Annotated in this window: 14 protein-coding genes; 6 read left to right on the top strand and 8 right to left on the bottom strand. The window is 69.6% G+C overall.

What is annotated here, in order from left to right; translation table 11 throughout:
* Window positions 1–139: 139 nt before the first annotated feature.
* A complete protein-coding gene (locus XAN126_RS0122910; RefSeq protein ID WP_024280885.1) occupies window positions 140–1,153 on the bottom strand; it encodes an LLM class flavin-dependent oxidoreductase in 1,014 nt (337 codons plus the stop codon).
* A 156-nt stretch (window positions 1,154–1,309) separates the two neighbouring features.
* Window positions 1,310–1,825 (bottom strand): hypothetical protein, encoded by a 516-nt coding sequence (locus XAN126_RS28515; protein ID WP_155982384.1) that lies wholly within the window; start codon window positions 1,823–1,825, stop codon window positions 1,310–1,312.
* Window positions 1,826–1,986: 161 nt separating this feature from the next.
* Here XAN126_RS28515 and XAN126_RS0122905 point away from each other — a divergent pair, with 161 nt between their 5' ends.
* A complete protein-coding gene (locus XAN126_RS0122905) occupies window positions 1,987–2,226 on the top strand; it encodes a hypothetical protein (protein WP_024280884.1) in 240 nt (79 codons plus the stop codon).
* Window positions 2,227–2,229: 3 nt separating this feature from the next.
* Here the strand turns inward: XAN126_RS0122905 and XAN126_RS0122900 are convergent, their stop codons facing one another.
* Window positions 2,230–4,389, bottom strand: a complete 2,160-nt coding sequence (locus XAN126_RS0122900) for a histidine kinase dimerization/phosphoacceptor domain -containing protein (RefSeq protein WP_024280883.1) — start codon at window positions 4,387–4,389, stop codon at window positions 2,230–2,232.
* A 304-nt stretch (window positions 4,390–4,693) separates the two neighbouring features.
* Here XAN126_RS0122900 and XAN126_RS0122895 point away from each other — a divergent pair, with 304 nt between their 5' ends.
* Window positions 4,694–5,383: a gamma-glutamylcyclotransferase gene (locus tag XAN126_RS0122895; protein ID WP_024280882.1), complete on the top strand. Its 690-nt coding sequence runs from the start codon at window positions 4,694–4,696 to the stop codon at window positions 5,381–5,383.
* Between the two features lie 103 nt (window positions 5,384–5,486).
* On the opposite strand, the gene XAN126_RS0122890 is transcribed toward XAN126_RS0122895, so the two are convergent.
* Window positions 5,487–6,464, bottom strand: a complete 978-nt coding sequence (locus tag XAN126_RS0122890) for a helix-turn-helix transcriptional regulator (RefSeq protein WP_081762758.1) — start codon at window positions 6,462–6,464, stop codon at window positions 5,487–5,489.
* Between the two features lie 401 nt (window positions 6,465–6,865).
* Here XAN126_RS0122890 and XAN126_RS0122885 point away from each other — a divergent pair, with 401 nt between their 5' ends.
* The 3 genes from XAN126_RS0122885 to XAN126_RS0122875 all read left to right on the top strand — a co-directional run bounded on the left by XAN126_RS0122885 (window position 6,866) and on the right by XAN126_RS0122875 (window position 17,943).
* Window positions 6,866–15,115 carry a hypothetical protein gene (locus XAN126_RS0122885; protein ID WP_155982383.1) on the top strand — a complete coding sequence of 2,750 codons (8,250 nt, stop codon included), beginning with the start codon at window positions 6,866–6,868 and terminating at the stop codon, window positions 15,113–15,115.
* Between the two features lie 286 nt (window positions 15,116–15,401).
* Window positions 15,402–16,052 carry an invasion associated locus B family protein gene (locus tag XAN126_RS0122880; protein ID WP_024280879.1) on the top strand — a complete coding sequence of 217 codons (651 nt, stop codon included), beginning with the start codon at window positions 15,402–15,404 and terminating at the stop codon, window positions 16,050–16,052.
* Window positions 16,053–16,398: 346 nt separating this feature from the next.
* Window positions 16,399–17,943: a hypothetical protein gene (locus XAN126_RS0122875; RefSeq protein ID WP_024280878.1), complete on the top strand. Its 1,545-nt coding sequence runs from the start codon at window positions 16,399–16,401 to the stop codon at window positions 17,941–17,943.
* Here the strand turns inward: XAN126_RS0122875 and bchE are convergent.
* A complete protein-coding gene (bchE, locus tag XAN126_RS0122870) occupies window positions 17,931–19,484 on the bottom strand; it encodes a magnesium-protoporphyrin IX monomethyl ester anaerobic oxidative cyclase (protein ID WP_024280877.1) in 1,554 nt (517 codons plus the stop codon). The genes XAN126_RS0122875 and bchE overlap by 13 nt on opposite strands.
* A gap of 100 nt (window positions 19,485–19,584) precedes the next feature.
* Here bchE and XAN126_RS0122865 point away from each other — a divergent pair, with 100 nt between their 5' ends.
* Window positions 19,585–20,661, top strand: coding sequence for a hypothetical protein (locus tag XAN126_RS0122865; protein WP_081762756.1), 1,077 nt, complete (start codon window positions 19,585–19,587; stop codon window positions 20,659–20,661).
* A 10-nt stretch (window positions 20,662–20,671) separates the two neighbouring features.
* Here XAN126_RS0122865 and XAN126_RS27360 read toward each other — a convergent pair whose 3' ends face one another.
* The 3 genes from XAN126_RS27360 to XAN126_RS0122850 all read right to left on the bottom strand — a co-directional run bounded on the left by XAN126_RS27360 (window position 20,672) and on the right by XAN126_RS0122850 (window position 25,209).
* Entirely contained in the window at window positions 20,672–23,374 is a 2,703-nt protein-coding gene (locus tag XAN126_RS27360; protein ID WP_024280875.1) for an EAL domain-containing protein, read from the bottom strand.
* A gap of 84 nt (window positions 23,375–23,458) precedes the next feature.
* Window positions 23,459–24,499: a TRAP transporter substrate-binding protein gene (locus tag XAN126_RS0122855; protein ID WP_245272324.1), complete on the bottom strand. Its 1,041-nt coding sequence runs from the start codon at window positions 24,497–24,499 to the stop codon at window positions 23,459–23,461.
* A 203-nt stretch (window positions 24,500–24,702) separates the two neighbouring features.
* Entirely contained in the window at window positions 24,703–25,209 is a 507-nt protein-coding gene (locus XAN126_RS0122850) for a peptide deformylase (RefSeq protein WP_024280873.1), read from the bottom strand.
* Window positions 25,210–25,362: the final 153 nt, after the last annotated feature.

The raw sequence follows: 25,362 nt of genomic DNA, 5'->3' as shown, positions 1-25,362 counted from the left end.
CGTCATCGCCCGGCTCGTCCGGGCGATCCACGGTTGGGCTGGGTCGGGTCTTCGGGCATCGCGCAGGCGGACGGGCGGATCGCCCGGACGAGCCGGGCGGAGAGGGATGGCGGCGCAGGGGCGGGCCAAACCCGGCCGCTCACACCGCCGCCGCCGCCTCCACCTCCGCCAGATTTCCCGCCACTTCCGCGATCATGCGGTAGGAGGCGAGGCGCTTGTCGTGGTCGAACACGTCGGAGACCACCATCACCTCGTCCACCCCCGTCTCGCGCACGAAGGCGGCGACGCCCGCGCGCACGCGGTCCGGTCCGCCGATGACCGAGCGGGCGAGGAAGCGCTGGGCCTGCGCCTTCTCCATGGGGGTCCAGTAATCCTCGATGTCGTCGATGGGCGGCTTCGAGAGGCCGCGCGCGCCGCGGAAGATGTCGGCCACCGACATCTGCTGGGTGGTGGCGAGGCGGCGCGCCTCCGCGTCGGTCGGTGCGGCGATGACGTTCAGGGCGGCCATGGCATAGGGCTTGGCGAGCACGTCCGAGGGCTTGAAGCGCGCGCGGTAGATCTCCAGCGCCGGCAGCAGGTCGGCCGGGGCGAAGTGGGAGGCGAAGGCGTAGGGCAGGCCGAGGGCCGCCGCGAGCTGCGCGCCGTAGGTGCTGGAGCCGAGAATCCAGAGCGGGACGTTCGTCCCTGTCGCCGGCACGGCAAACAGCGTCTGGCCCGGCTGGGCGGGGCCGAGATAGGCCTCCAGCTCCTGCACGTCTTGCGGGAAATTGTCGGAATTGGTCAGGGAGCGGCGCAGCGCCCGCATGGTCATCTGGTCGGTGCCCGGCGCGCGGCCGAGGCCGAGGTCGATGCGGCCGGGGAAGAGATGGGCCAGCGTGCCGAACTGCTCGGCGATGACGAGGGGCGCGTGGTTCGGCAGCATGATGCCGCCCGCGCCCACGCGGATGCGCTGCGTCCCCGCCGCGATGTGGGCGATGACCACCGCCGTGGCGGCGCTGGCGATGCCCTGCATGTTGTGGTGCTCGGCCACCCAGAAGCGGCGATAGCCCCAGTCTTCGGCGTGGGCGGCAAGGTCGCGGGCATTGTCCAGGGCCTGGCGGGGGCCGAACCCCTCCCGCACCCGGACGAGATCAAGAATGGAAAGCTGGGCCATCAACTGCCTCGTCCGCCCCCGAACGACATATGGCCGTGAGATAGGGAGCGCGGGGGCGAAGCGGAAGGGGCGACGCCGTCCGCCGGCGTCGCGGCGCGGCGTCACCACGGCGCCTCGCCAGGCGGGCAGTGGTTGGACTTCAGTCCGACGCTGCGATCAGTTTGACGTGTCCTGGATTCTGCATGTGCCACCGCTCTTGGTGACGCATATCTGTATCGCTCTTGCGCTGGCCGACTGAACGTTATTCCTGCCCCATGCGGCGCCGCAGTACTTCCTGTCGGAACTGATAGCAAAAGCTTTAGGACCCTTGCCCTTCAGGTATTGACTGTAAACGGACATGCACGCGGCGTTTAAAGGCTGATTTCCGGGGTTTTGGACAGCCGGCCCCGGATTGGAAGCGGTGCATTTTTTGAGATAAGCCTCACGCTCGGAGGTTCCAGCGTAGGCCCGGTTGGCGTCAACGCGCAGGCACCAAGAGTAGTGCACGTTATAGTCCGTCGAGAAAACGCCCCCATGCAGGTTGCCGGTGTTGCACTTGGGATTGGAGCGCACCAGCTGGACGTCGTGAATGGCTTTTGACGCGTATTGGTTGCAGAAACTGGGGGTCTCCGCGTAGGCGGCGCCGGATGCGCAGGCGGTGAGAGCAATAAAAAGAGCCTGGCGTGACAACATTTCAATTTTCTCCGGTCGGCCGGGAGCCGGACCACGTTAGGTTCGAGAAAATGAGGCCACCCCCCGACGCCAACCTCAACCTTCACCTTATGGATTTGGGGTCGGTTTTCAACGGACAGGCGCAGCCGTTGTGCGCGTCATAAATCGACAGTTCGGCATAAGTGGTGGTGTTCGCCGGCTCGGCCCAGCCGCGTGGCGCGGTCCACATGACCATGGATGCCAACGACGCGCTGGAAACCGCCCGCGTCTTCCCCGGCGCGACGCTGTTCGCCGCCCATACGGACGGCTGGGTGCCCTTCAAGGAGAGCGCGGAGCGCCTCGCCGCGGCCTTCGCCAGCCTCGGCGCCGGGCACAGGCTGGCAGCGCCGGAGCCGGGGCGGCCCGTCGCCTTCACGCTGTGAGCGTCAGGTCCCCGCCGGGCAGATGGGGGCGGTGACGATGGTGCGCAGGCCGGGGGCGTTCTCCTCGTCGGCGAGCACGCCGTCGAGGCCCTGCACCATGGCCTTGATCATGATGGTGCCGAAGCCCTGCCGCTCGCCCACCTTGCCCCCGCCATGGTCGGCGACGATGAGGCGGAAGCGCTCGCGGTGCTGTTCCAGCGCCACCCTGAGCGGGCCGGGGGCGCCGCCATAGGCATATTTGGCGGTGTTGAGCACCAGCTCGGTCAGGATCAGCCCCAGCCGCACCGCGCGGTCCGCCGCCATCAGCACCGGCGCCACATCGAGCATGATGTGCGCTTCCCACTCCTTGCCGAGGGCGCTCGTGACCTCGGTGGTGAGGTCGATGAGATAGCGCGAGAGGTCCACCACCTCCACCTGCTCGCCGGCATAGAGCTGGCGATGCACGAGGCCCACCGCCGCCACCCGGCGCTCGGCCTCCGCCAGGGCCGACGCCGCCTCGCTCTCGCCGAGGCGGCGCGATTGCAGGCGCAGGAAGGAGGACACCAGCTGCAGGCTGTTCTGCACGCGGTGGTTCACCTCGCGCATCAGGAAGTCCTTGTGCTGCAGCAGCTGCTCGTTCTCCACCACGGTCAGGGAGAGCCGGCGGTTGAGGTCGCGCACGCGCCGGTTCTGGCGCGCCTGCAGCACCGCGTAGCCGAGGCGGCTGATGGTCTCCACCTCCGCCAGCGACCAGGCGCGGGCCTTGCCGCGCACGGTCTCGCTCCACGCCTCGAACGAGGCGCGCGGGGTGAGCAGGGTCGAGGGATCGGCCGCGTCATCGCGATGCGGATTGCCGGCCCAGTTGACCACCTCCACCTGCTCGGCGCGCAGCCACAGCAGCATCAGCGGCGTGTCGCCGGGGATGCTCACCGCCGCGACGCCGCTGGCCAGCGCGGCGAACTCGGCGGCGGCGGGCAGGAGGGAGGGCAGGGCATGGGTGCTGAAGGCCCGCGTCTGCGCCTTGGCCTCCACCCAGCGCGCGATGCGCCGGAGCGCCGCCTCGTCCGGGCAGCGGCCGGATGCGCGGACGCGGTCGGCCTCCACCATGGCGAAGCCGTCGGCGCCCAGCGCCCGGCGCAGATCGTCGCCGTGGCGGGCCAGCACATCCTCCACGGGGGCGTCGGCGGAGAGATAGTCGGCGAGGGAATCCTCGGCGCCGCGCAGCCGGATGCGGTCGCGATACTGCATCGCCTCCTCGCGGGTGCGGATCTGGCGGGCGAGGTTGGCGGCCAGGGACTGGCAGGCCATGCGCAGTTCGTAAGGCAGGCGCCGGGGTGTGCGGTGATGGCAGGCAATGAGCCCCCACAGCACCCCGTCCTTGACGATGGACACGGAGGCGGAGGCGCCCACACCCATATTGTGCAGATACTGGATGTGGATGGGCGAGACGGAACGCAGCATCACATCGGACAGATCGAGCTGGGCGAGCCCCGCCTCGGCGGGGCGCAGCGGGGCGGGCTCGTAGGCCACGTCCGGGATCACCCGCACGCGGTTGCGCACATAGAGCGCGCGCGCCTGCCGGGGAATGTCGCTGCCGGGGAAGTGGTGGTTGAGGAAGGAGCCCATCTCCTTCGCCTTCGCCTCGCCGAGCACCGTCCCCGCCTCGTCGTCGAGGAAGTGGTAGATCATCACCCGATCAAAGCCGGTGATGCGGCGGAACACGGCGGCGGCTTCTGCACACAAATTGCGCAGGTCCGGCGCGCGCTCGAAGCTTACGAATGCGGCATCGAGCCCGGCCAGCACCTCGGCGGCGCCAAGCCGCACCTCCGGCGCCGGCTCCAGCTCCACCAGGATGCCCTGCGGGGCGCGGTGCAGCAGCACCTCGAAAGTTTCGGCGCGCCCGGCGACGAGGCCGAGGCGGGTGACGCCGTTTTGCGGCGCTTCACGCAGCGGCGTCGACAGATCCTGTCCGAGCAGGGCGTCGAGGGGGGCGCCGAGCCAGTCCCCGGCAAGGCGGCCTTCGATGTCGCCGGCGCCGCCCACCACCGTGCGGCTGCGCGGGTCGGCCACAAGCAGAAGGCCGTGCGGCTGGATGGAGCCCGGAATGTGGATCGGCTCGCGGTCGCAGGCGCGGAGATCCGGCGTGGTGCGGGGCGCGGTGCGGCTGGCGGAGGCATCATTCATGCGGGGCAGTTCGCGCTCGTGCTCGCGGCGCGGGCGATCCCGCGCCGATGATGGACCGGAGCCGGCCGCGCCCCCCGGCGAGCCCCGACGTCCGCGCCCGCCGTCGCCGATGGCGGACGGTGGAGGTCGCGGTTCATTTCCCCTTCATCGCACGGCTATTGCTGCCAAGCCAAATGCCAAGCGCCAATGCCGAGCCCCAATGCCGAGCCCGATGCCCCTCGGGAGGCCGTACCCGGGGAAGGTGCTCCGCCGATGGGACGCGGGCATGGGAATTGGCGCGGTTCCTGCTTAAATAGGGGCAGCCATGAAGATGCATGCTCTTACCCGCGAACTTATCGAGGCCGGCGGCATTGACGCGCTGGTGGCGCGCGACGCGCCGGACCTCGCCGTGCTCACGGAGGCCGAGCGCGCCGCCTCCCTCAACGCCACCCTGGCGGCGCGGCCGGAGGGGCCGGCCTGGCTGTTCGCCTACGGCTCGCTGATCTGGAACCCGACCGTGCGTGTGGAGGAATGCCGCGTCGGCCGCATCGACGGCTGGCATCGCGCCTTCTGCCTGGAGACGGTGGTGGGGCGCGGCTCGCCGGCCTATCCCGGCCTGACCCTCGCCCTCGATGCGGGCGGCGACTGCACCGGCGTCGCCCTCCGCCTGCCCGAGGAGGGGCTGGAGCACGAACTCTCCCTGCTCTGGCGGCGGGAGATGCTGGCCGGAGCCTACGTGCCGCGCTGGCTGGAGGTGAGCGATCCCGCCGGCGGGCACATCGGCTGCGCCATCGCCTTCACCATGGACCGCACCAACCCGCATTATGCCGGCGGGCTGAGCGAGGCGGAGGTGGTGGACCGGCTCGCCAACGCCCAGGGCGCCATCGGCTCGGCCGCCGACTATCTGTTCGCCACATGCGAGGGGCTGGCCGGGCACGGGGTGCGCGATCCCGCCCTCGACGCGCTCGCGGATGCGGTGCGCAGGCGCCGGCAGGCGCTCGACTCCCAAGGGTGACACCGGGAGGCGCTCGACTCCCAAGGGTGACGCCGGCAGGCGCTCGACTCCCAAGGGTGACGCCGGCAGGCGCTCGACTCCCAAGGGTGACGCCGGGAGGCGGTCAGCCCGCCTGGCTGACGTCGGCCCGCTCGGCGCGGGCGACGTCGGCGGCCGCCTGGTTGGCCTCGGTGCGGAAAGCCGAGGGGGCGCGGCCGAAGGTGCGGCGGAACAGCCGGTTGAAGGTGGCGATGTCGTTGAAGCCGGCCTCGAACGCGATGTCCGACACCTTCTTCCCGGCATTGACGGGATCGAGCAGAGCGGCGCCCGCATATTTCAGGCGCGCGGCGGTGATGTGCTCCCTGAGCGTGGTGCCGTGCTTCTGGAACATCTTCTGGAGCGTGCGCACATTGAGCTTGTAGCGCTGCGCCACCTGGGCCACGCCGTAATCCTGCTGGCGGCAGTTGGCGGCGATGTCGGCGAGGATGTCGCGGAAGAGATGGTCGCCGGTGGGCGGAGTGCCGCTCTCGTGCTCGCGCGCAACCGACAGTAGCGCGAGAAGGCCAGCCTCGCAGGCCCGCGCCAAGGCCGGCGGCAGTTCGCGTCCGACAATGCACTGTGCCTGCGTGATGAGCAGGTCAACCGATGCATCCGGCGTCGTGGACAGCGCGCCGCCGCCCGCGCCCGCCTCTCCGGCGCCTGGCGAGCGGTCCGGGGCCGCCACCAGAATCACCGACCCGGCGGGGAAGTGGATGTCGGCGCCGCGGCGAACCGTTGCAAGGAAAGGCATATTGGCCGGGATCGGCTGGGCCGCCCCCTGATCGAGCGTGATGGTGGAGGATTCGCTGGTCCGCCCCGCCAAGGTCAGGGGCAGCTCCAGTACCGTCATGCGCAGGGCGCCCAATTGTGGCGCGTCTGCGCAAATAATCGCCACATTCGGCAACAGCGTCTGACGCACGCTTAACCGCTTGTTAACCGCTTTGACCTTGGGCAAAGCCTCATCGCTACCTTGCAACAGCGCACGATGAGACTGTGAGTCTGATGCAGAGCAATCATGAATACTCAAATATTGCGTCTGCGAAATCTTTTGAAATTCCCCCATGACTGGCCGCCACGCCTCCCTTGACGGGCGTTACAACACGTCAAACAGAGTCTAAACGCAATCCGCGCTACGAAATTACCGTCAGCTATTCTGTCTTCGGCTCCGCCGTAGAGCGGTTGCAGGCAACCGCCATGCGTCGATTTTATGGTTAACTCATTGAATTAAAACAATAAATAAGACTATGGCAGAAGTGCAACACCTCACGCGAATATGAAGAAATTCGCATTTTGAGCAGTGATGATTCGCGTCCTGCGGAGAGGCGATTGCATCCGCTGGGTAAGTTCGCCTCAGTTCGAGGAGTGTGAGAATCGCTCCACAACCAATGGTCGCACAATATGGCGGCCGAAACAGGTTCTGGCTGGCGGAGGGCTTCCTCCTGCCGCCACATGTTGGGGGTGAAGATGGTCAATACGGGCGGCACCATCCTGTCTGGCGCGAATGTTCGGTCCTCTGCGAAGGGGGCATCCGTCACCCGCGGCCGGACACGGGCGCTCCTCCTCAGTTCCGCACTGGCGACGGTGCTTGCAGGCGTCATTCAGCCGGGCACGGCGAATGCGGCGTGCAACAATGCTTCGAACCTGTTCGGCAATGCGACGCTGACCTGCGACACGACGAAGACCGGCGGTCTGACAGGCTTCGCCAGCGGCAGCCTGACGATCAATCTGCAGAACGGCGCCGACGTCTCCAACAACGGTGGCAACGGCCTCTCCGGCACGGTCGGTCTCGGCTCGATCACGATGAATTCGTCCGGGACGAACACCGTCCTCGGCTCGACCAACGGCACCGTGCTGACCTCGCCCGCCGGCAGCATCACCATCAACAGCTACAACGGCTCGTCCACCGGCACCTCGGGCAACGGCTTCAGCGCCACGGCGACCCTCGGTTCGGTGACCGCCAACAACTTCTCGGGCTCCGCAATCGGCGGTACGAACGGCCTGGTCCTGAGCGGGACCACCGGCGTCACCATGAACAACTTCTCCGGCACGGCGACCGGCACCACCGGGGACGGCATCCGCCTCACCTCGGGCAACGGCATTTCGGCCACCGGCTTCCATGGCACGGCCACGGGCGGCGATAACGGCATCTACGGCCTCGCCGCCACCGGCGACATCACCATGACGGGCTTCGCCGGCTCGGCGACCGGTACCGAAGCCGGCAGCAACGGCATCAACCTCACCGCCACGCTCGGCAGCGTGAACTTCTCGTCCACGTCGGCCGGCATCATCCAGGGCGGCACCAACGGCCTCGTGCTCAACGGCACGACCGGCGTCACCATGAACAACTTCGCCGGCAGTGCCACCGGCACCACCGGCAACGGCATTCAGATCCTCTCCGGCAACGGGATCAACGCCAACAACTTCACCGGCTCGGCCACCGGCGGCACCAACGGCATCAGCGGCACCTCGGTGCTGGGCAACATCTCCATGACCGGCTTCGCCGGCTCGGCCACCGGCACCGGCGCCACCGGCAACGGCATCAACCTGAATTCCCTGGCCGGCGATATCACCTTCTCCTCGACGCCTGCCGCGTTCGTCAGCGGCGGTACCAACGGCCTGAACTTCAACGCCCTCGGCACCGTCAACGCGACCACCAACAGCGGCTTCTTCTCCGGTACCACCGGGTCCGGCGCCAACTTCCTCGCGCAGGAAGTCAACCTGACCGCGAACAACTCCTTCTTCACTGGCGGCACCAACGGCGTGGCCGCCGCGGGAACCGACCTTGACCTGAAGTTCATCGGCGGCACCGCCACCGGCACCAGCGGTGACGGCATCAACGCCACCGCCGTCGGCGTCTCGGCTGGCCCGCTCCAGCTGCCGGCCATCTCGAGCGTCTCCACCAGCGGCACTTTCGTGCAGGGTGGCACCAACGGCATCAACGCCTCGGCCTCGGCGGTCGGTCTCGGCGGCGTGGGCGTTGACGCCACCACCACCGTCACCGCCAACGGCGGCAGCGTGATCGGCGGCACGGGCGCCGGCATCAATGCCTCCGCCATCACCGCGCCCGTCTCGGGCGGCCCGAACACCGCCACCACCACCGTCCAGGGCTCGGCGGATGTGACCGGCGGCTCCAACGGCATCTTCGCCCTGGCCGGCAGCCTCAACGGCAATGCCAACACCACGGTGAACGTCTCCGGCGACATCGAGGGCACCAACGGCAACGGCATCTCCGCCATCGGCGCCAGCGTCGGCGACTTCTCCGGCTTCAACCCGAGCGACCCGTCCACCTGGAATTCGGCGGTCGGCACCGGCAAGGCGACCGTCGACGTCACCACCAAGGACAATGTCACCGCCGGCAACGGCACCGGCATCCTCGCGGTGGGCATCGGCACCGGCAACTCGGTGAAGGTGGACGCCCGCGACAACGTGGACGCCACCGGCGGCTTCGGCGTGCTGGCCGGCTCGGTCGGCACCGGCGGCGACGTCAACGTCAAGACCAAGGACGTGTCGGGCACCCTCGGCGGCGTGCTCGCCTTCAACACTGACGGCAACACCACCGTCAACACCACCGGCAATGTGAGCTCGGACGGGCTGATCGGCGTCGGCGCGATCTCCAACAACGGCAACGCGACCGTCAACTTCTCCGGCACCATCGACCCGCCGCTGATCGGCGTGGGCTCGGTGGCCATCGGCAACGGCACTGCCACCGCCAACACCTCGGGCAACATCGACGCCAACCTCATCGGCGTCATCGCGCTGAACGTGGGCGACGGCCGCGCGGTGGTGGACAACAACGCCTCCGTGGAATCGAGCGTCGGCACCACCCCCCTGCTGGGCGTCGGTGCCATCAAGGTGGGCAACAACAGCGCCCTCCCCGGCGCGGATGTGGATGTCCAGAACAAGGGCGTGGTCGAAGACTTCGCCATCGGCGTGGCCGGCCTCGCGGTGGGTGATGGCAACACCGTCGCCGTCAAGAACCTCGGCGTCGTGGATGCCGGCTTCCTGGGCGTGGGCGGTGCCGGCATCGGCGACGGCAACTCCGTCGGCGTGCAGAACTACGGTGTCGTGACCTCCGGCGGCGTGGGCGTGCTCGGCCTCACGGTCGGCGAGGGCAACGCGGTCAACGTCCAGAACTTCGCGGTGGTGAACGCCAACCTCGTGGGCGTCGCCGGTATCGGCATCGACAACGGCCCGGGCGCCGGCGTCACCAACGTCTCGGTGGCCAACAGCGGCGCCATCAACACCAACGGCATCGGCGTGATCGGCGCCGCCATCGACCTCGACGGCTCGGGCTCGGCGATCACCTCGGTCAGCAACGGCGGCGTCGTCACCGGCGGCTTCCTCGGCGTGGCCGGCATCGCGGTCGGCCAGGGCCAGGCCAACGGCCTGACGGTCACCAACAACGGCGCCATCGTCAACAACAGCGGCGTCGGCGTGCTCGGCCTCGCGGTGGGCGACAATTACGGCGCCACCGTCAACAACACCGGCGCTATCGACGCGGATGTGGGCGGCGTGCTCGCCGGCATCATCGGTGACAAGGGCACCCTGACCGTCACCAACTCCGGCGCCATCACCACCCAGGGTGCGGCGGTCGCCGGCCTCGTGGTGGGCGACGACGGCCAGGTGAAGGTCACCAACAGCGGCGCCATCACCGGCGGCGTGCTGGGCGTGGGCGGCATCGTCATCGGCGACAACACCACCGGCATCGCCACCACCGTGGAGGTGAAGAACTCCGCGTCCGTCACCAATGACGGCATCGGCGTGCTGGGCGGCGGCATCGGCGACAACCAGGTGGTGAAGGTCTCCACCTCGGGCGCCATCGACTCCGGCCTGCTCGGCGTGGGCGGCTTCTCCATCGGCGCCAACGGCAATGTGGACGTGAAGACCACCGCGGCCGTCACCTCCGGCGGCGCGGGCGTGGTCGGCGCCGGCATCGGCGACGGCTCGGTGGTGAAGGTCACCACCGGCGAGCAGGTGGACGGCACCTTCCTCGGCGTCGGCGGCCTCATCGGCGGCGCGGGCTCGCAGCTCACCATCGTCACCGAGGACAAGGTGACCTCCTCCGACGGCTTCGGCGTCGCGGCCCTCGGCCTAGGCACCGGCCAGACCATCAACGTGACCACCCAGCAGGAAGTCTCCGGCGACCTGCTCGGCGTCGGCGCGCTGAACCTCGGCGGCGGCGGCACCACGGTGAACGTCGAGACCCAGGCCAAGGTCACCTCGGCTTCCGGCTTCGGCGTGCTGGGCGGCTCCATCGGCACCGGCGCCAACACGGTGAACGTCACCACCCAGAAGCAGGTCTCCGGCGACCTGCTCGGCGTGGGCGGCGTCATCGGCGGCACGGGCGGCACCCTCACCATCAAGACCATGGACACGGTCGACAGCGCCAACGGCTTCGGCGTGGCGGCCCTCGGCCTCGGCTCCAACACCATCGACGTGACCACCGACAAGGCGGTGACCGGTCGCTACCTCGGCGTCGGCGCGCTGGCGCTCGGCGACAGCAACAGCGTCACGGTCCACACCAAGGACACGGTGAAGTCCGCTGACGGCCTCGGCGTGTTCGGCGGCGCCATCGGCACCGGCGCCAACACGGTGAGCGTCACCACCGACAAGGCGGTCGAAGGCCGCTACCTCGGCGTCGGCGCCCTCGGCATCGGCGACACCAACACCGTCACGGTCCACACCCTCGACACCGTGACCTCCTCGGACGGCTTCGGCGTCTTCGGCGGCGGCCTCGGCACCGGCGCGAGCACCGTCTCGGTCACCACCGACAAGGCGGTGACGGGCGACCTGCTCGGCGTGGGCGGCCTCATCGGCGGCACCGGCGGCACCCTGACCGTCGAGACCAAGGACACCGTGGACAGCGCCAACGGCTTCGGCGTGGCGGCGCTCGGCTTCGGCTCCAACACCATCGACGTGACCACCGACAAGGCGGTGACCGGCCGCTACCTCGGCGTCGGCGCCCTGGCGCTGGGCGACACCAACGCGGTGACAGTCCACACCAAGGACACGGTGAAGTCGGCGGACGGCTTCGGCGTGTTCGGCGGCGCCATCGGCGGCGGCGCCAACACCGTGAAGGTCACCACCGACCAGACGGTCGATGGCCGCCTCCTCGGCGTCGGCGGCATCCTCGGCGCCACCGGCGGCTCGCTGGACATCAACACCAAGGCGGCCGTGACCTCCACGGACGGCTTCGGCGTCGCCGGCCTCGCCTTCGGCAACAACAACACCGTGAAGGTGCTCACCGAGGGCACCGTGAGCGGTGACCTGCTCGGCGTCGGCGCCCTCTCCATCGGCGACGGTGGCACGGTGGACGTGCACACGCTGGCGGCCGTCACCTCGGCCAACGGTATCGGCGTCCTCGGCGGCAACATCGGCGCCGGCCAGCAGGTGACCGTGGTCACTGACGGCACGGTCAACGCCGCCATCGCGGGCGTCGTCGGCTTCAACACCGGCGGCAACACCGACGTGACGGTGAACCAGAAGGTGTCGGTCGCGGCCGGCGGCTTCATCGGCGCGGCAGCCATCGCCGGCGGCACCGGCAACGCCACCCTGACGATCAACGGCGTCATCGACCCGCCCGCGATCGGCGGCGGCGCGCTGACCATCGGCTCGGGCACCGCCACGGTGAACGTGAACGCCGAGGTCCAGGCGACCACCATCGGTATCGTCGGCGCCAACATCGGCAACGGCGCCATCGACGTGAACGTCAATGCGGGCGGCACCATCAAGTCCGACGGCATCGGCATCCTGACCGTGAAGCTCGGCGACGGCCCGACCAACATCGACGTGGATGCGGCGGTCGGCGGCCTCAGCGGCGCGGCCACCGGCGGCGACGGCATCCATGCCTATGCCATCGGCGAGAGCCCGGTCACCATCCTCACCACCGCCAACGGCACCATCAATGCGGGTGACGACGGCATCGCGGTGAGCCAGCTCGGCGGCGGCAACGTCATCGTCACCACCAACGGCACCATCACCGCCGGCGACGAGGGCATCCAGGTGCGCTCGCTGGCGCTGACCACCGGCGACGTGACCGTGACCAACAACGCGGCCATCACCGCCACCGACAACGGCATCTTCATCCTGAAGGGCGGCGACGGCGCGGTGCTGGTGAATGCCAACGCCAACGTCACCTCCACCACCGCCAACGGCGTCGAGGCCAATGTCCTCTTCGGCACCGGCGACGTGACGGTGAACCAGGGGGCCTCGACCACCATCGCGGCCCAGGACTTCGGCGTGATCGCCTCGAAGACCTTCGGCACCGGCAACGTGTCGGTGACGACGGGCACGGCCTCGGCCATCAATGCCACCGCGGGCGGCATCTTCGCCGGCCGGTTCGCCGGCACGGGTGACGTGGTGGTCACCACCGGCCTCCTCAGCAACATCACCACCTCGGGCAACGGCATCGAGGCCCAGTCCATCGGCTCCACCGGCAACGTCACCGTGACCACCGGCACCACCAGCGGCGTGACCGCGGGTGGCGACGGCATCGTGGCGAACAAGTTCGCCGGCTCCGGTGACGTCTTCCTCACCACCGGCACTTCCAGCGCGGTGGCTGCGGGCGACGACGGGCTGACCGCCACCAACTTCGCCTTCGGCCCGGGCAACGACGTCTTCGTCGCCACCGGCGTCAACTCCGTGGTTCTCGCCAACGACAAGGGCATCCGCGCCGGCGGCTGGGACAACGTCACCGTCAACACCTCCGACGGCAGCATCATCCGCGGCGACGCGGACATGACCGGCGTCGGCAACGCCATCCGCATCTTCTCGGCCGACTTCGCCACGGTGAACATCGGCACCAACAATGCGGTGATCGGCTCCGGCAAGAGCTGGGGCGAGGCGGTGATCTCGGTCAACAGCGATGACGGCACCATCATCAACGTGGGTGCCGGCACGCTGGTCAGCTCCTGGAGCTACCTGGGCGGCGTCAACCTGCCCGGCCTGATCGTGGCGGCGAGCGACATCGTCATCGACACCGACGGCGGCGCCACCACCATCACCAACAACGGCACCATCGTCGGCCGCATCGGCCTCACCAACAACGACGACACCTTCAACAACCTGTCGTCGAACACCTGGGTGACGGTCGGCAACAACTACTTCGGGGGCGGCAACGACACCCTGAACAACACCGGCCGCATCGTCACCGCGCTGCAGGGGGCGGTGGCCGAGACCACCACCTTCAACAGCCTCGAGACCTTCAACAACGGCGATCCGCTCTTCCTCCAGAGCGGCCTGCTGACCATGATCGACGAGACCCCCGGCCAGATCGCCGGCAACGGCACCCGCGACGTGACCTACGTGAGCGGCACCTGGAACGGCGTCGGCAACAGCAAGGTGGGCCTCGACAGCTACCTCGGCGCGCCGGGCTCCACCTCGGACCAGTTGGGGGTGGAGGGCAAGGACGTGAACGGCCTTGAGATTGCCGGCCCCGTCACCACCGGCGTCACCAGCCTGCTCATCCACGACGTCAACCCCGGTCCTGGCGCCTTCAACCTCGCCGGCATCAAGGTGGTGGACCTGCCGACCGCCACCGGCACCACGGACCCGAACAACTTCGTCATCGATCCAAACTCCAGCCACTACTCGGCCAAGTTCGGCGGCGTGATCGACAAGGGTCTGTTCTTCTATGACCTCACGGTCATGGGCAACGACCACTACCTGATCGGCCTGCCCGACCAGGAAGTGTTCGAGCTGCCGAAGCTGGTCACCGGCGCCCAGGCCATCTGGCACGAGACCACCGGCGTGTGGCTCGACCGCCAGGCCGACCTGCGCACCTACCTGCAGGGCACGCCCACGCAGCTCGTCACCAAGGAAGGCATCAAGACCATCGACGGGGCTCCGGCCTCCGTCACCCCCGGCATCTGGGGCAAGGTGGTGGGCAGCTGGGGCTCTCGCGATGCCTCCAACACCTTCGCGGCCGGCGGCAACCTCTACGGGTTCGACACCGGCTACAACCAGAGCATCTACGGGTTCATGGCCGGTGCCGACTTCGGCAAGGAAGGCGTGTTCGCCACCAATGACGCGGTGGTGTTCGGTGTCCTCGGTGGCTACGTCGGGTCCAACCTGAACTTCAGCAATTCGCCCACCTCGGCGGATTACTCGGGTGGGACGGTCGGTGCCTATGCCACCTACATCACCGGCAACTGGTACTTCGACGCCCTCATCAAGGCCGACTTCCTCTCCATGGACTACAATGCGCCGACGCTCGCGGGCATCGGCTACTTCGGAAAGTCCACGGACGCCCGGAACGTCGGCTTCGCGCTCGATACCGGCTACCGGCTCTACACCTGGGCCAATGGCGGGTTCGTCGACGGCCTCGCCACCCTGACCTACGTGAACACCAACATCTCCAACCTCGCCATTGCCGGAAACACCTTCGTGGACTTCGGCAACAACGACAGCCTGCGCGGCAGCCTCGGCGCCCGCGTCGGTGGCCAGATCTACGACGCCGCCACCTACAAGGTGCAGGCGAGCGTGACCGGCCGCCTCTGGTACGAGTTCCTCGGCGACAACGCCGTCACGATCTTCAATCCGGGCGTGCCCTTCGGCACCGTCGACAACTTCGACGGCCTGTTCGGTGAAGTCGGCGTCGGGTTCAACGTCTTCGCCAAGGACTCGGGCTGGAACAGCTTCGTGAATGCCGACGTGAAGTTCGGCGACAACTACACGGCCGGCAGCGCCAAGGGCGGTGTCCGCTACCAGTGGTGAGCGGCACCTGATCCTCGATCAGTCCGGCGGGCGGCGTGCCTTGAAGGTGCGCCGCCCGTTTCTTCTCCGGGGACAAGATCGTGACGGAGCTTGGCTTTCGCTCCAGGCCGTCCCATCCTTCCCGTTCGGGTAAGAGCTGCGGGCGCAGGCCGCCCAGTTCCGGGCCCGCGTTTCGGGGGCCGCGTTTCCTGGCCCGTGTTTCCCGGCCCGCGTCGCGTCAGTCCCCGCATTTCGTCCCTTCTCCGGATTCCTTCTGTCCCCGGGTCCTCGTCCACGGAGGCGTCTCGTGATCCTTTCCCGTCTGTTCCGCACCACCTCCTTCCGCGCCAGCCCCTTTCTCGCCCTTGCCGCGCTCCTCGCGGCGACGCCCTTCGCCGTGCTGTTCTCCGAGGACACGGGCGCCGTCACCGTGGCGCAGACCCAGCAGGCGGCGCCGGCCCAGAACCGCACTGCCCAGAACCAGCCGGCCGCCCCGGCCGCGCCCGCCGGCCCGGTGAAGACGGAGACCCAGTCGTTCGACAATTGGGTGCTCACCTGCCAGGAGGTGCCTCCGGCCGCCGGCGCCAAGTCCGGCAAGAAGACCTGCTTCGCCGTGCTGCGCATCACCGACAACCAGTCGAAGCGCGTGGTCGTGGTGTGGAAGATCGGCCGCGACGGCAAGGACGTGCCGACCATCGCCATCACCACCCCCACCGGCGTGCTGGTGCGCGACGGCGTGGACCTGGTGCTCGGTCAGAACACCCGCAAGCTCGCCTACCAGTGGTGCAACGGCACCGAGTGCGAGGCGAGCATTGCCTACGACGCGGCCCTCGCCAAGGAGCTGTCCGCCGCCAAGGAAGCCACCATCGCCTTCCGCCTGCAGGACGGCCGGCAGGTGAACGTGAAGGTGGGCGTCACCGGCGTGGACAAGGTGCTGGCCGGGCTGGCCAAGAGCTGAGCGGGGCGCTGAGCGGGAAAGAGCCGAGCCGCCCGCCTGGTCGCTTCCGTCGCGTATGTCACCACCGTCATCCCCCGGCTTGTCCGGGGGATCCACTCCGCCGCTTGTCCGCTTCATCCGGCCCGGCACCCCTCCGGCGGAAGGGTGGATCGCCCGCACAAGGCGGGCGATGACGGCGCTCTTCTGGGCAGGCCGGGGCACGCTGGCCCGTGCGGCGAGACTCCTCCCAGCCCCTCCGCCCGCTCGCACCCCGCCGATCTTCACGCCGGGCCCCACCCGCGTTGCGCGCGCGGCGGCAGCTCTCTAGGGTCGCGCTCGAGTTGAGACCCGCGCCCCGGAGGCCCTGTTGCGTCGCCGTATCCTGATCGCCGCGTTCGTCCTGATCGCGGCTTGTGTCGCCATCCGGGCCGCCGTCGTCGCCAGCAACCTGCCCGAGGCGCTCACCGCCGCCCATTTCGAGGTGCTGCGGCCGGAGCCCAACCGCCAGCGCGCCTTCCTCCATCGCATGCCCAAGGGCGGCGACCTGCATACCCATCTCTCCGGCGCGGTCTATGCCGAGCGGCTGATCGCCTGGGCCATCAAGGATGGCCTGTGCCTCGATCCCGCCGCCATGAACATCCTCTCCCCGCCCGCCGATGCGAGCGCGGATAAGCCCTGCGGCACCGATCCCAAGATCGTCCCGATCGCCGACGCGGTGGCCGGCTGGCGCGGCCAGACCACCTTCGATCTTCTGGTGGATGCGCTCTCCCTGCGCTGGTTCCTGCCGACCCCCCGGGTGCCCTCGGGCCACGACCAGTTCTTCGCCTCCTTCTCCAAGTTCAATCCTGCCGCCGGCGGGCCGGACTGGACGCGCACCCTGGAGCGCACCGCCGAGATGACGGTGGACCAGCTGCGCCAGTACGGCGCGGACAACGTGCAATATGCCGAGCTGATGGTGACGCTGATCGAGGGCGAGGACCGCCGGCGCCTCGGCCAGGCCATCGGTGCCGAGCGCGATCCCAAGGCCATGCTGGCGGCGCTGGACAAGGCCGGCATGGCGGAAGTGGTGCGCCGCCGGGTGGAGGACATCAAGGCCCTCGTCGCCCGGGTGGAGGCGCTGCGCGGCTGCGCGGCGGATGCGACCCGCCCCGGCTGCGGGGTGGATTTCCGCTACATCGCGCAGGTGAACCGCAATGGCGCGCCCGCCGAGGTGTTCGCCCAGACGGCGGTGTCGGCGGCGCTGGTGCGGGCCCTGCCGGACGTCGTGGCCGGCTTCAATTATGTGGGGCCCGAGGACTACCGCACGGCCCGGCAGGACTACCGCGCCCACATGCAGTGGATCGGCTTCCTCGCCGGCAAGGACGTGCCGGTGGCGCTCCATGCGGGCGAATTGTGGATCGGGCTGGTGCCGCCGCCGGATCTCGACTTCCACATCCGCGATGCGGTGGAGACGGCGGGGGCGCGGCGCATCGGCCACGGCACCGCCATCGGCTTCGAGCGCGACATGGACGGGCTGCTCGCGGAGCTGAAAGCGCGCGGCGTCGCCATCGAGATCGCGCTCACCTCGTCCGACGTCATCCTCGGCGTGCGCGATCGCCGCCACCCCATCCGCACCTATCTCTCGGCCAGCGTGCCGGTGACGCTGGCCACCGACGATGCGGGCGTCTCGCGCATCGACCTCACCAACGAATATCTGCGCGCCTCGCAGGACCACGGCCTCGGCTATCGCCGCCTCAAGGGCTTCGCTGAGACCGCCATCGACAAGGCCTTCCTGTCACCGCCGGAAAAGGCCCGCCAGCGCACCCGCCTCGCCACCGCCTTCGCCGCCTTCGAACGCGAGGCGACGGACGCCCTGCCGCTGGGCACCCGCGTCAGCGCGTTCCTCCGTGCGATGGTGGGCTATCGCGCCTGAGCGGAGGCCATTGAAGGCGTGGCCGGCTCGCGCGCTTCCGCCGGCCTGCGGGGCGGAGGCGCCATCGCATATTCCTCGCGGTCCTGCGGCGGCCCCCACACATCCGCGACCGTCGCGCCGGTGTCGCGCGGGGGATGGCGCAGAAAGCCGAGAATCTCGTGTGGCCATACCCGCCGCCCGATCCGCGCATACCAGCGCATGGCATGGCGCAGGCGCGCGTCTGGCTCCAGATAGGTCCGCCGGAGCGCCTTGGGCCGCAGTTGCAGCACCGCCTCGGTGAACTTCACCCAGACGAGCGTCCGCCACGCCGGCATGTGGCGGGTGGCGAGCACCTGGTGCTTGTAGTCCCAGCGCCGGCGATCGGTCTCGATCACCAGCCGGCCGGCGGCGAGCTGGTAGTAGGGCGTCCAGCGATGCGGCGTCACGTACAGCATCTGGATCTGGTCGGGATCGTGGGCGAGGAGGCGCCGGAGGCCGCGCCAGTGATCGCGGTCGGTCTCCTCCTCGAAGCCCACCACCCAGGTTGCCATGGAAAGAATGGAATGGCGGCGCAGCAGCCGGATCGCCTCCTGGTCGGTGTCGATGCCGCCGCCCTTGCGGATCAAGGCGAGGGTGGCCGCATCCGTGTTCTCCAGCCCGAGCAGGAAGCGCACCCAGCCGGCCTTGCGGTAGAGATGGAGGATATCCGCGTCCCGCACGATGTCGTCGGCGCGGGTGGAGCCGACGAGGACGAGGTCCACGTCCTCCGCGATCAGGGCCTCCAGAAACGTGCGCCAGACCTTGCGCGACGAGGTCGGGTTTTCGTCGGCGAAGTTGATGACCCGGACACCCTGCTCGCGGCGGAGCCGCGCCAGTTCCTTCGCGAACAGCACCGGGTCGCGGTGGCGCCAGCGGCTCCAAAAGCCGCGCTGGCCGCAATAGGTGCAGGGATGCGGGCAGCCGCGCGAGAACTGGACCACCACCGCCCTGAGCCCGCCCCAGTAGGAATAGCGGGCGTGATCGATCAGCTCCCAGCCGACGCGGTAGGCATCGAGGTTCTGGATCATCGGCGCGGGCGGGGTGGTGTGCAGGCCGGTCGCGTCGCGAAAGGCGATGCCGGGGATGTCGGCGAGCGGCGTGCCGGATGCCAGAGCCGCCATGAGGCGCCGGGCGGTCTCTTCTCCCTCGCCCCGGACGATGGCCGTCACATGGGGCTCGGCGGCGAGGATGTCGCGCCAGTGATAGGTGGGAAACACGCCGCCATAGACGATGAAGGCTGCCGGCAGCGCCTGCGCGATGCCGGCCGCCACGGCCGCGATCACCGGATGGCCGGAGGTGGAGCCGGAATGGCCGAACAGCACCGCGTCCGGCTTGAAGGCCGCCGCCGTTGCGACGAGCTCGGCCGCCGTCATCGGCTTCAGCTCGCCGTCCACGAGGCGCACCTCATGCCCGTCATCGATGAGCGGGCCGCCGATGGCGAGGAGGCCCAGCGGCGGCAGGTGATCGTCGGGGATGCGGCTGCCGATGGAGGGGTGCGGCACGTTGATGAGCAGGATGCGCACGCGACCTTGCTTCCTCTGTCCTGAGGTTGGCCTTCCCAAACGTCACTGCTTAACCTGTCCCTCGCAGATGTGCCATCCTGCGCATCGGGGAGACGAAGCGATGGCGGGGCAGGACGGAACGGCCACAGGCCCGGCACCCATGCAGGGGGGCGGGTTCTACAATGACCATGCCCAGCATCAGGCGAAGGGCGGTGCCCACGGGCTGCCGCTGATCGACCGGGCGTTCGAGGGCATGGCGCTCGAGGCCCCCGTCACGCTGGCGGACTATGGCAGCGCCACGGGGCGCAACTCGCTGGTGCCCATGGGGCTCGCGCTCGGCCATGTGCGCCGGCGGCTGGGGCCGGACGTGCCGGTGAGCGTCGTCCACACCGACCAGCCGGGCAATGATTTCTCCGCCCTGTTCGCGCTGCTGCGGGACGATCCCGAAAGCTATCTCCGGCGAGACGCGCACGCCTTCGCATCCGCCGTGGGGCGCACCTTCCATGAGCAGGTGCTGCCGGATGCCAGCGTGGATTTCGGCTGGTGCTCGTTTGCCGCCCACTGGATGAGCCGTGCGCCGGTGATACCCGCCGGCCATGTGTGGCCGCGGCAGACAGCGCCGGAGGTGCGGGCCGCCTTCGCCGCGCAGGCGGCGGCCGACTGGCGGGCCTTCCTCGCCGCCCGCGCGCAGGAGCTGAAGCCGGGCGGGGCGCTGGTGGTGGTGCAGCCGAGCCTGCCGGAGGACGAGCCCACCACCTTCCCGGTGCTGATGGCCTGGGTGGCGGCGGAGCTGGACGCCATTGCGCTCGGCGGCATCCTGACGCCGGACGAGCGCGGGCGGATGACCATCCTCGTCTTCGAGCGCACCGCCGCCGACGCCCGCATCCCGTTCGCCGGCGGGGCCTTTGAAGGGCTCACCCTCGTCGCCGAGGAGGCGCGGGAGATGCGGGACCCGTTCTGGCCGGCCTATGGGTTGGATGGCGATGCGGCGGCGCTGGCGGACAAGCATCTCGGCTTCTTCCGGGCGCCGTTCCTGCCCTCGCTGCTGGCGGCGCTCGACCCCAGCCGTGACGCCGCCTTCCGCGACGCCTTCACCAACCGGCTGATGGACGGGCTGGGCAGGCGCATGCGCGCGGCGCCGCAGCCGCTGCTCTCCCCCATGGTGATCCTCACCGCTCTGTACCGGAAGGCGGGGTAGGGGGTGCGCTTCAGGCCGGCGGGGAAAAGCGCTGCGCCAGCGCCACCGGCACGCCGGACCCGGCGCGGGCGAGCGCCGCGGCCTCGGCGATGGGGAGGGGCCGGCCGAGCAGGAAGCCCTGCGCCTCGGCGCAGGAGGTGCGGGCGAGCAGCGCCCACTGCTCCTCGGTCTCGATGCCTTCGGCGACGGTGGCGATGCCGAGCCGGCTGGTGAGCACGGTGACGGCCTCGATGATGGCGGCGCTGGCCGAGCCCTCGGTGGCATCCAGCACGAAGGAGCGGTCGATCTTGATCTTGTCGATGGGCAGAAGGCGCAGCCGGCTGAGGCTGGAATAGCCGGTGCCGAAATCGTCGAGCACGATCCTCACCCCCAGGTCGCGCAGGCGCTGGAGCACGGCGAGGCTGGTCTGCTCGCTCTCGAACAGGGCGGTTTCGGTGATCTCGCATTCGAGGCGGTCGGGCGGCAAACCACTGTCGCGCAGCGCCGCCTCCACCGTGCCGATGATGTCACCGAAGGCGAGCTGCACCGGCGAGAGGTTCACCGCCACCTTTAGCGCGCCGGGCAGGGCTGCGATGTCGGCCACCGCCCGCCGCAGCACGAAGGCGCCGATCTCCACGATGCTGCGGGAATCCTCGGTCAGCGGCACGAAGGTGGAGGGGTCGACGATGCCGCGGCGCGGGTGGTTCCAGCGCAGCAGCGCCTCGAACCCGGTGAGCGCGCCGGTGACCACCGAGAAGATCGGCTGGTAGGCGAGATCGAACTGCCCTTCGGCCAGGGCCTCCCTGAGGTCCTGCTCCATCTCCAGCCGGGCGCGCAGATGGGTGTCCATCTCCGGCTCGAACACGCACATGGTGCCGCGGCCCCACGCCTTGGCGCGGTAGAGGGCGAGGTCGGCCTGCTTGAGCAGGGTGTCGGCGTCGATCCATGCCGCCTCGGCCACCGCGATGCCGACGCTGACGCTGACCGCGATGGTATGGCCGAGGGCCGAATAGGGCTCCCCGAGCAGGGCGATGATGCGCTCGGCCAGCTCGGTCGCCGCCTGCGGTTGCTGCGGCCCGATGCTGATGATGGCGAACTCGTCGCCGCTGAGGCGCGCCACCATGTCGGTGGCCTGAACGCAGTTGGTGAGGCGGGCGGCGACCTTCCGCAGCAAAGCGTCGCCCACGGGATGGCCGAGGGTGTCGTTGACGTCCTTGAAACGGTCGAGGTCGAGATAGAGCAGGGCCATCTTCTCGCCCCGGTCGGCGGCCTGGTGGAGCGCCTTGCCGATGCGCTCGCGGAACACCACCCGGTTGGGCAGGCCGGTGAGGTCGTCGTGGTGGGCGAGGAAGCGGATGCGACCCTCGCGCTCAATCAGCACCATGTTCTGGCGCTGCGCCTCGGCGGCGGCCTCGGTGGCCCGCAGGTTGGCCTCGGCCAGCTCCGCCTGCACCGCCTTGAGCGCGGTGATGTCGGTGCGGATCGCGACCACGCCGCCGTCCGCGGTGCGCCGGTCTGTCATCAGCACCCAGCGCCCGGTGGACATTTGTCGCTCGACGGGACTGTTTTCGGGACGATGCCAGCGCTCCCGTTCCGCGACGGCCTCTTCGGTCACCGAGCCGGGGAACGGAAGTTGTTGCGCATAGGTGCTCGCCCGCATGATGTCCTGGAAGCGCGCACCCGGGATGAGAAAAGGCGCGGTGATGGCGAACAGCTCGCGATAGCGCTGGTTGCAGGCGACGAGCCGGTCATCGCCGTCCCACAGGGCGAAGCCATCAGACATGGCCTCCACCGCATTGGCGAGCACGGCCGTGGCGCGGGCCCGCTCGGAATCCACTTTCTCGCGCTGGCGCAGGGCGATGAGCAGGGCACCGGCGAAGGCGGCCACGAGCGTGCCGCCCAAAGCGGCGGCTGCGGCCAGGCGATCGCGGAAGCGCCGCCACGGCGCGAGGGCATCGTCGAGGTCGGTGACCAGCACCACGCGCAGGTCCCCAGGCAGGGAGCTCCGCACCACGGCCAGTTCCGGCTGGCCCTTGTCGCCGGTGGTGACGAAGGCCCTGCCATCGGGCGGTCGCGTGCCCAGCGCACCGTGCCGCCACTCGCCGACGGCCAGCTCGTCATGGGGCAGCGAGGCCACCAGCTGGCCGTTCGGCCGTTCGATGCGGATGCGCATGCCCGGGGCGAGGCCGGTCTCCGCCAGGATCTTCATGAGCGACTGGGTCGAGACGTCGGCGACGGCGACCACGCCGTCCCATCCGGGAACCGCCCGGACGGCATAGAGCGACCAGTCGCCGTTCACCGGATTCTGCACCGGTCCGATCATGGCGGCGGGCTGGATGTTGGTGGGCTGGGTCACCATGGGCAGCGAGCGCAGCGCGCCGCGTGGCCGGGCCGAGGCGATGATGGTGCCGTCGGGGGCGACCAGCATCATGTCGCGATAGGCGATGGTCTGCAGGTTGAAGCCGCGCAGCAGCTCGTTGGCGGCGGGCGAGGTGGCCGTGACTCCGGCGGCGGCGAACAGCGGCCGGATGGTGGCGAGCGCGCCATGGATCTGGAGCAGTTGACGGTTGAGCGCATTCTCCACGCCCCGGGCGGAGCGCTCGATGTCCGCCTCGGCGGCGAGCCGCGTCGCGACCAAGCCGCGATGGGCGAGCAGGGCCGTCCCGACCGTCAGCAGGCCCAGGATGACGATGGTCCCGGCGATGACGGAGAGCTTGAGGCGGTGCCAGATCATCGTCGGCGCCAGTCCCCAGGCTTGAGGGCGCCGCCGTCCCCGCCGGGGGAGGCCCTTCCGCCCGGATCATCCGGCCGGCTGCGATCACTCGGCTTTGGCGGTCGTCGCGTGCAGTTCGGCAAGATAGGCATTCCATGCATCGGCGCAAGCCGCGCCACACCGCTGGATCCAGCGTGGCAGGATGGTTCCGGAGAGAAGGTTGAGGCGGCGGGCGGCGTCGGCCTCGGATTGTGGCACCACCACCAGCCGGCGGGTCATCGGCCGGCCGCAGGCGATGGCGCCGGTGTTGCAGTCGAGCCCTCGTGCGGTGTCCGCCTGGGCCTGCTGCCAGATGCGGCTTTCGAGATCGGCGAGGCTGCTTCGGATCTGCTCCCGCACGTCCGCCGGCAGGGCCTGCCACGCATTGACGTTGGCGCCGAAGAAGGAAAGCCCCCAGCTGATCGCCATGCTGTGGACGTGGGTGGTGACGTCGCCGAGGCCGATCTCGTGGCCGCTGAGGGTGCCGGTGATGGCGCAGTCCACCACCCCCTGCCGCACCGCATCCACCACATCCGCGAACGGCACCACGACGGGAATGGCCCCGAGCGCCTTCATGAGGTCGGACTGGGCCACCGAGGAGGTGCGGACCCGGCGGCCGGCGATGTCGTCGAGGCCGCGGAAGCCGGAGCGGCAGAAGAGCACCTGCGCCGGATAGGCATAGATGGCGAGCAGCTCGATGTCCCACCGGTCGCGCAGGATGTTGATGAGATGCACGCGGAAGGCGGCGACCGTCTTCTTCAGGGTCGCCATGTCAGGGTTGAGGATGGGCAGGTCCACGGCGTTGAGCTCCGGCTCCTCCGCCGAGACCACGGAGAGGAGGCCGGTGCCGAACGGCACCACGCCCAGCTGCATGAGCTGCAGCATCTCCTGCCCGCGCAGGCCGCCGCTGTCGTTGGGGATGATGGTGGCGACCACGCGCCCGCCGGTGCGCTCGGTGATCTCGCGCTCCCAGAACGGCTGCTCCAGCCGGGTGAACTGGGTGACACCGCCGAGCCCGCCGACCACCTGCAGCCGGATGGGTTCATTCTCGGCGCGCGCGGGCGAGACCGGGGACAGTGCCATGAGGATGAGGGCGAGGGCGGCCATGAGCTGCCGCAGGCACGCCCGTGCCGTCCCGATTCGCCCGTGAACCGCCGTCCGCCCGCGTCGAGCCCGCATCTTCCGGCCCCGCCTTCAGGCCAGCCGCCCGCCCCGAACCGCAACGCCGGGGGAGGGTTATTGGGTGAGAGTGAGCGCATCGGCGGGGGATGCGCAAGCACAAGCTTGGCCTACGGTCGCCGCTTTCCGCGTCAGCCGACGGGCGGGCGTTGCGCCTTCTCGTATTTGCGGACGACCCGCTCCCGCTTGAGGCGCGACAGGCGTTGCAGCCAGAAGATGCCGTCGATCTGGTCGCACTCGTGCTGATGGCAGACGGCGCGCAGCCCCTCGGCTTCTTCCTCCTGAACGGCGCCGGCGAGATCCTCGTAGCGCACCCGCACGCGGGCCTTCCGCTCCACCTCCTCCACCGCGCCGGGCATGGAGACACTGCCCTCGGCATGGCGGATGGTCTCGGGCGAGGACCACACGATCTCGGGATTGACGTACGTGCGCGGCCATTCCCCTGGGGAAAGCTCCAGCACCACCACCCGCGCGGGCACCCCCACATGGGGCGCCGTGATGCCGATGCCCGGCGCCGCCCGCAGGGTGTCGAGGAGGTCGGCGGCGAGGGCCGCCAGCGCCGCGTCGAACGCCGTCACCGGCGCTGCCGGCTGCCGCAGCCGCGGGTCGGGGAATTTCACGATCTGGCGTACCGCCATGGGGGGCCTCCGTGTCGCGTCCCGATGCCTCCGGCCCGGACGCGCAGCGGGGACTCGGGGCGAGGGCGGGGATGTAATTTGATACCGTTTGAGGGGTGGTTGGGCGCGACGGCCTCGATCTTGGACCCGGCAGGAGCTGAACCGTCCCGAACC

This window comes from Xanthobacter sp. 126, from assembly GCF_000526175.1.
Taxonomy (GTDB): domain Bacteria; phylum Pseudomonadota; class Alphaproteobacteria; order Rhizobiales; family Xanthobacteraceae; genus Xanthobacter; species Xanthobacter aminoxidans.
The sequence above is the reverse complement of the archived record's forward strand: the minus strand, read 5'-3'. Positions and strand labels throughout refer to the sequence as shown.

Bases quoted from the DNA above. Each gene is read 5' to 3' on its own strand.
- XAN126_RS0122885 (WP_155982383.1), top strand. From the start codon at position 6,866: ATGGTCAATACGGGCGGCACCATCCTGTCTGGCGCGAATGTTCGGTCC.
- XAN126_RS0122890 (WP_081762758.1), bottom strand. From the start codon at position 6,464: ATGGGGGAATTTCAAAAGATTTCGCAGACGCAATATTTGAGTATTCAT.
- XAN126_RS0122850 (WP_024280873.1), bottom strand. From the start codon at position 25,209: ATGGCGGTACGCCAGATCGTGAAATTCCCCGACCCGCGGCTGCGGCAG.
- XAN126_RS0122855 (WP_245272324.1), bottom strand. From the start codon at position 24,499: ATGGCCGCCCTCGCCCTCATCCTCATGGCACTGTCCCCGGTCTCGCCC.
- XAN126_RS0122900 (WP_024280883.1), bottom strand. From the start codon at position 4,389: ATGAATGATGCCTCCGCCAGCCGCACCGCGCCCCGCACCACGCCGGAT.
- XAN126_RS0122865 (WP_081762756.1), top strand. From the start codon at position 19,585: ATGGCGGGGCAGGACGGAACGGCCACAGGCCCGGCACCCATGCAGGGG.
- XAN126_RS0122910 (WP_024280885.1), bottom strand. From the start codon at position 1,153: ATGGCCCAGCTTTCCATTCTTGATCTCGTCCGGGTGCGGGAGGGGTTC.
- XAN126_RS27360 (WP_024280875.1), bottom strand. From the start codon at position 23,374: ATGATCTGGCACCGCCTCAAGCTCTCCGTCATCGCCGGGACCATCGTC.
- XAN126_RS28515 (WP_155982384.1), bottom strand. From the start codon at position 1,825: ATGTTGTCACGCCAGGCTCTTTTTATTGCTCTCACCGCCTGCGCATCC.
- XAN126_RS0122895 (WP_024280882.1), top strand. From the start codon at position 4,694: ATGAAGATGCATGCTCTTACCCGCGAACTTATCGAGGCCGGCGGCATT.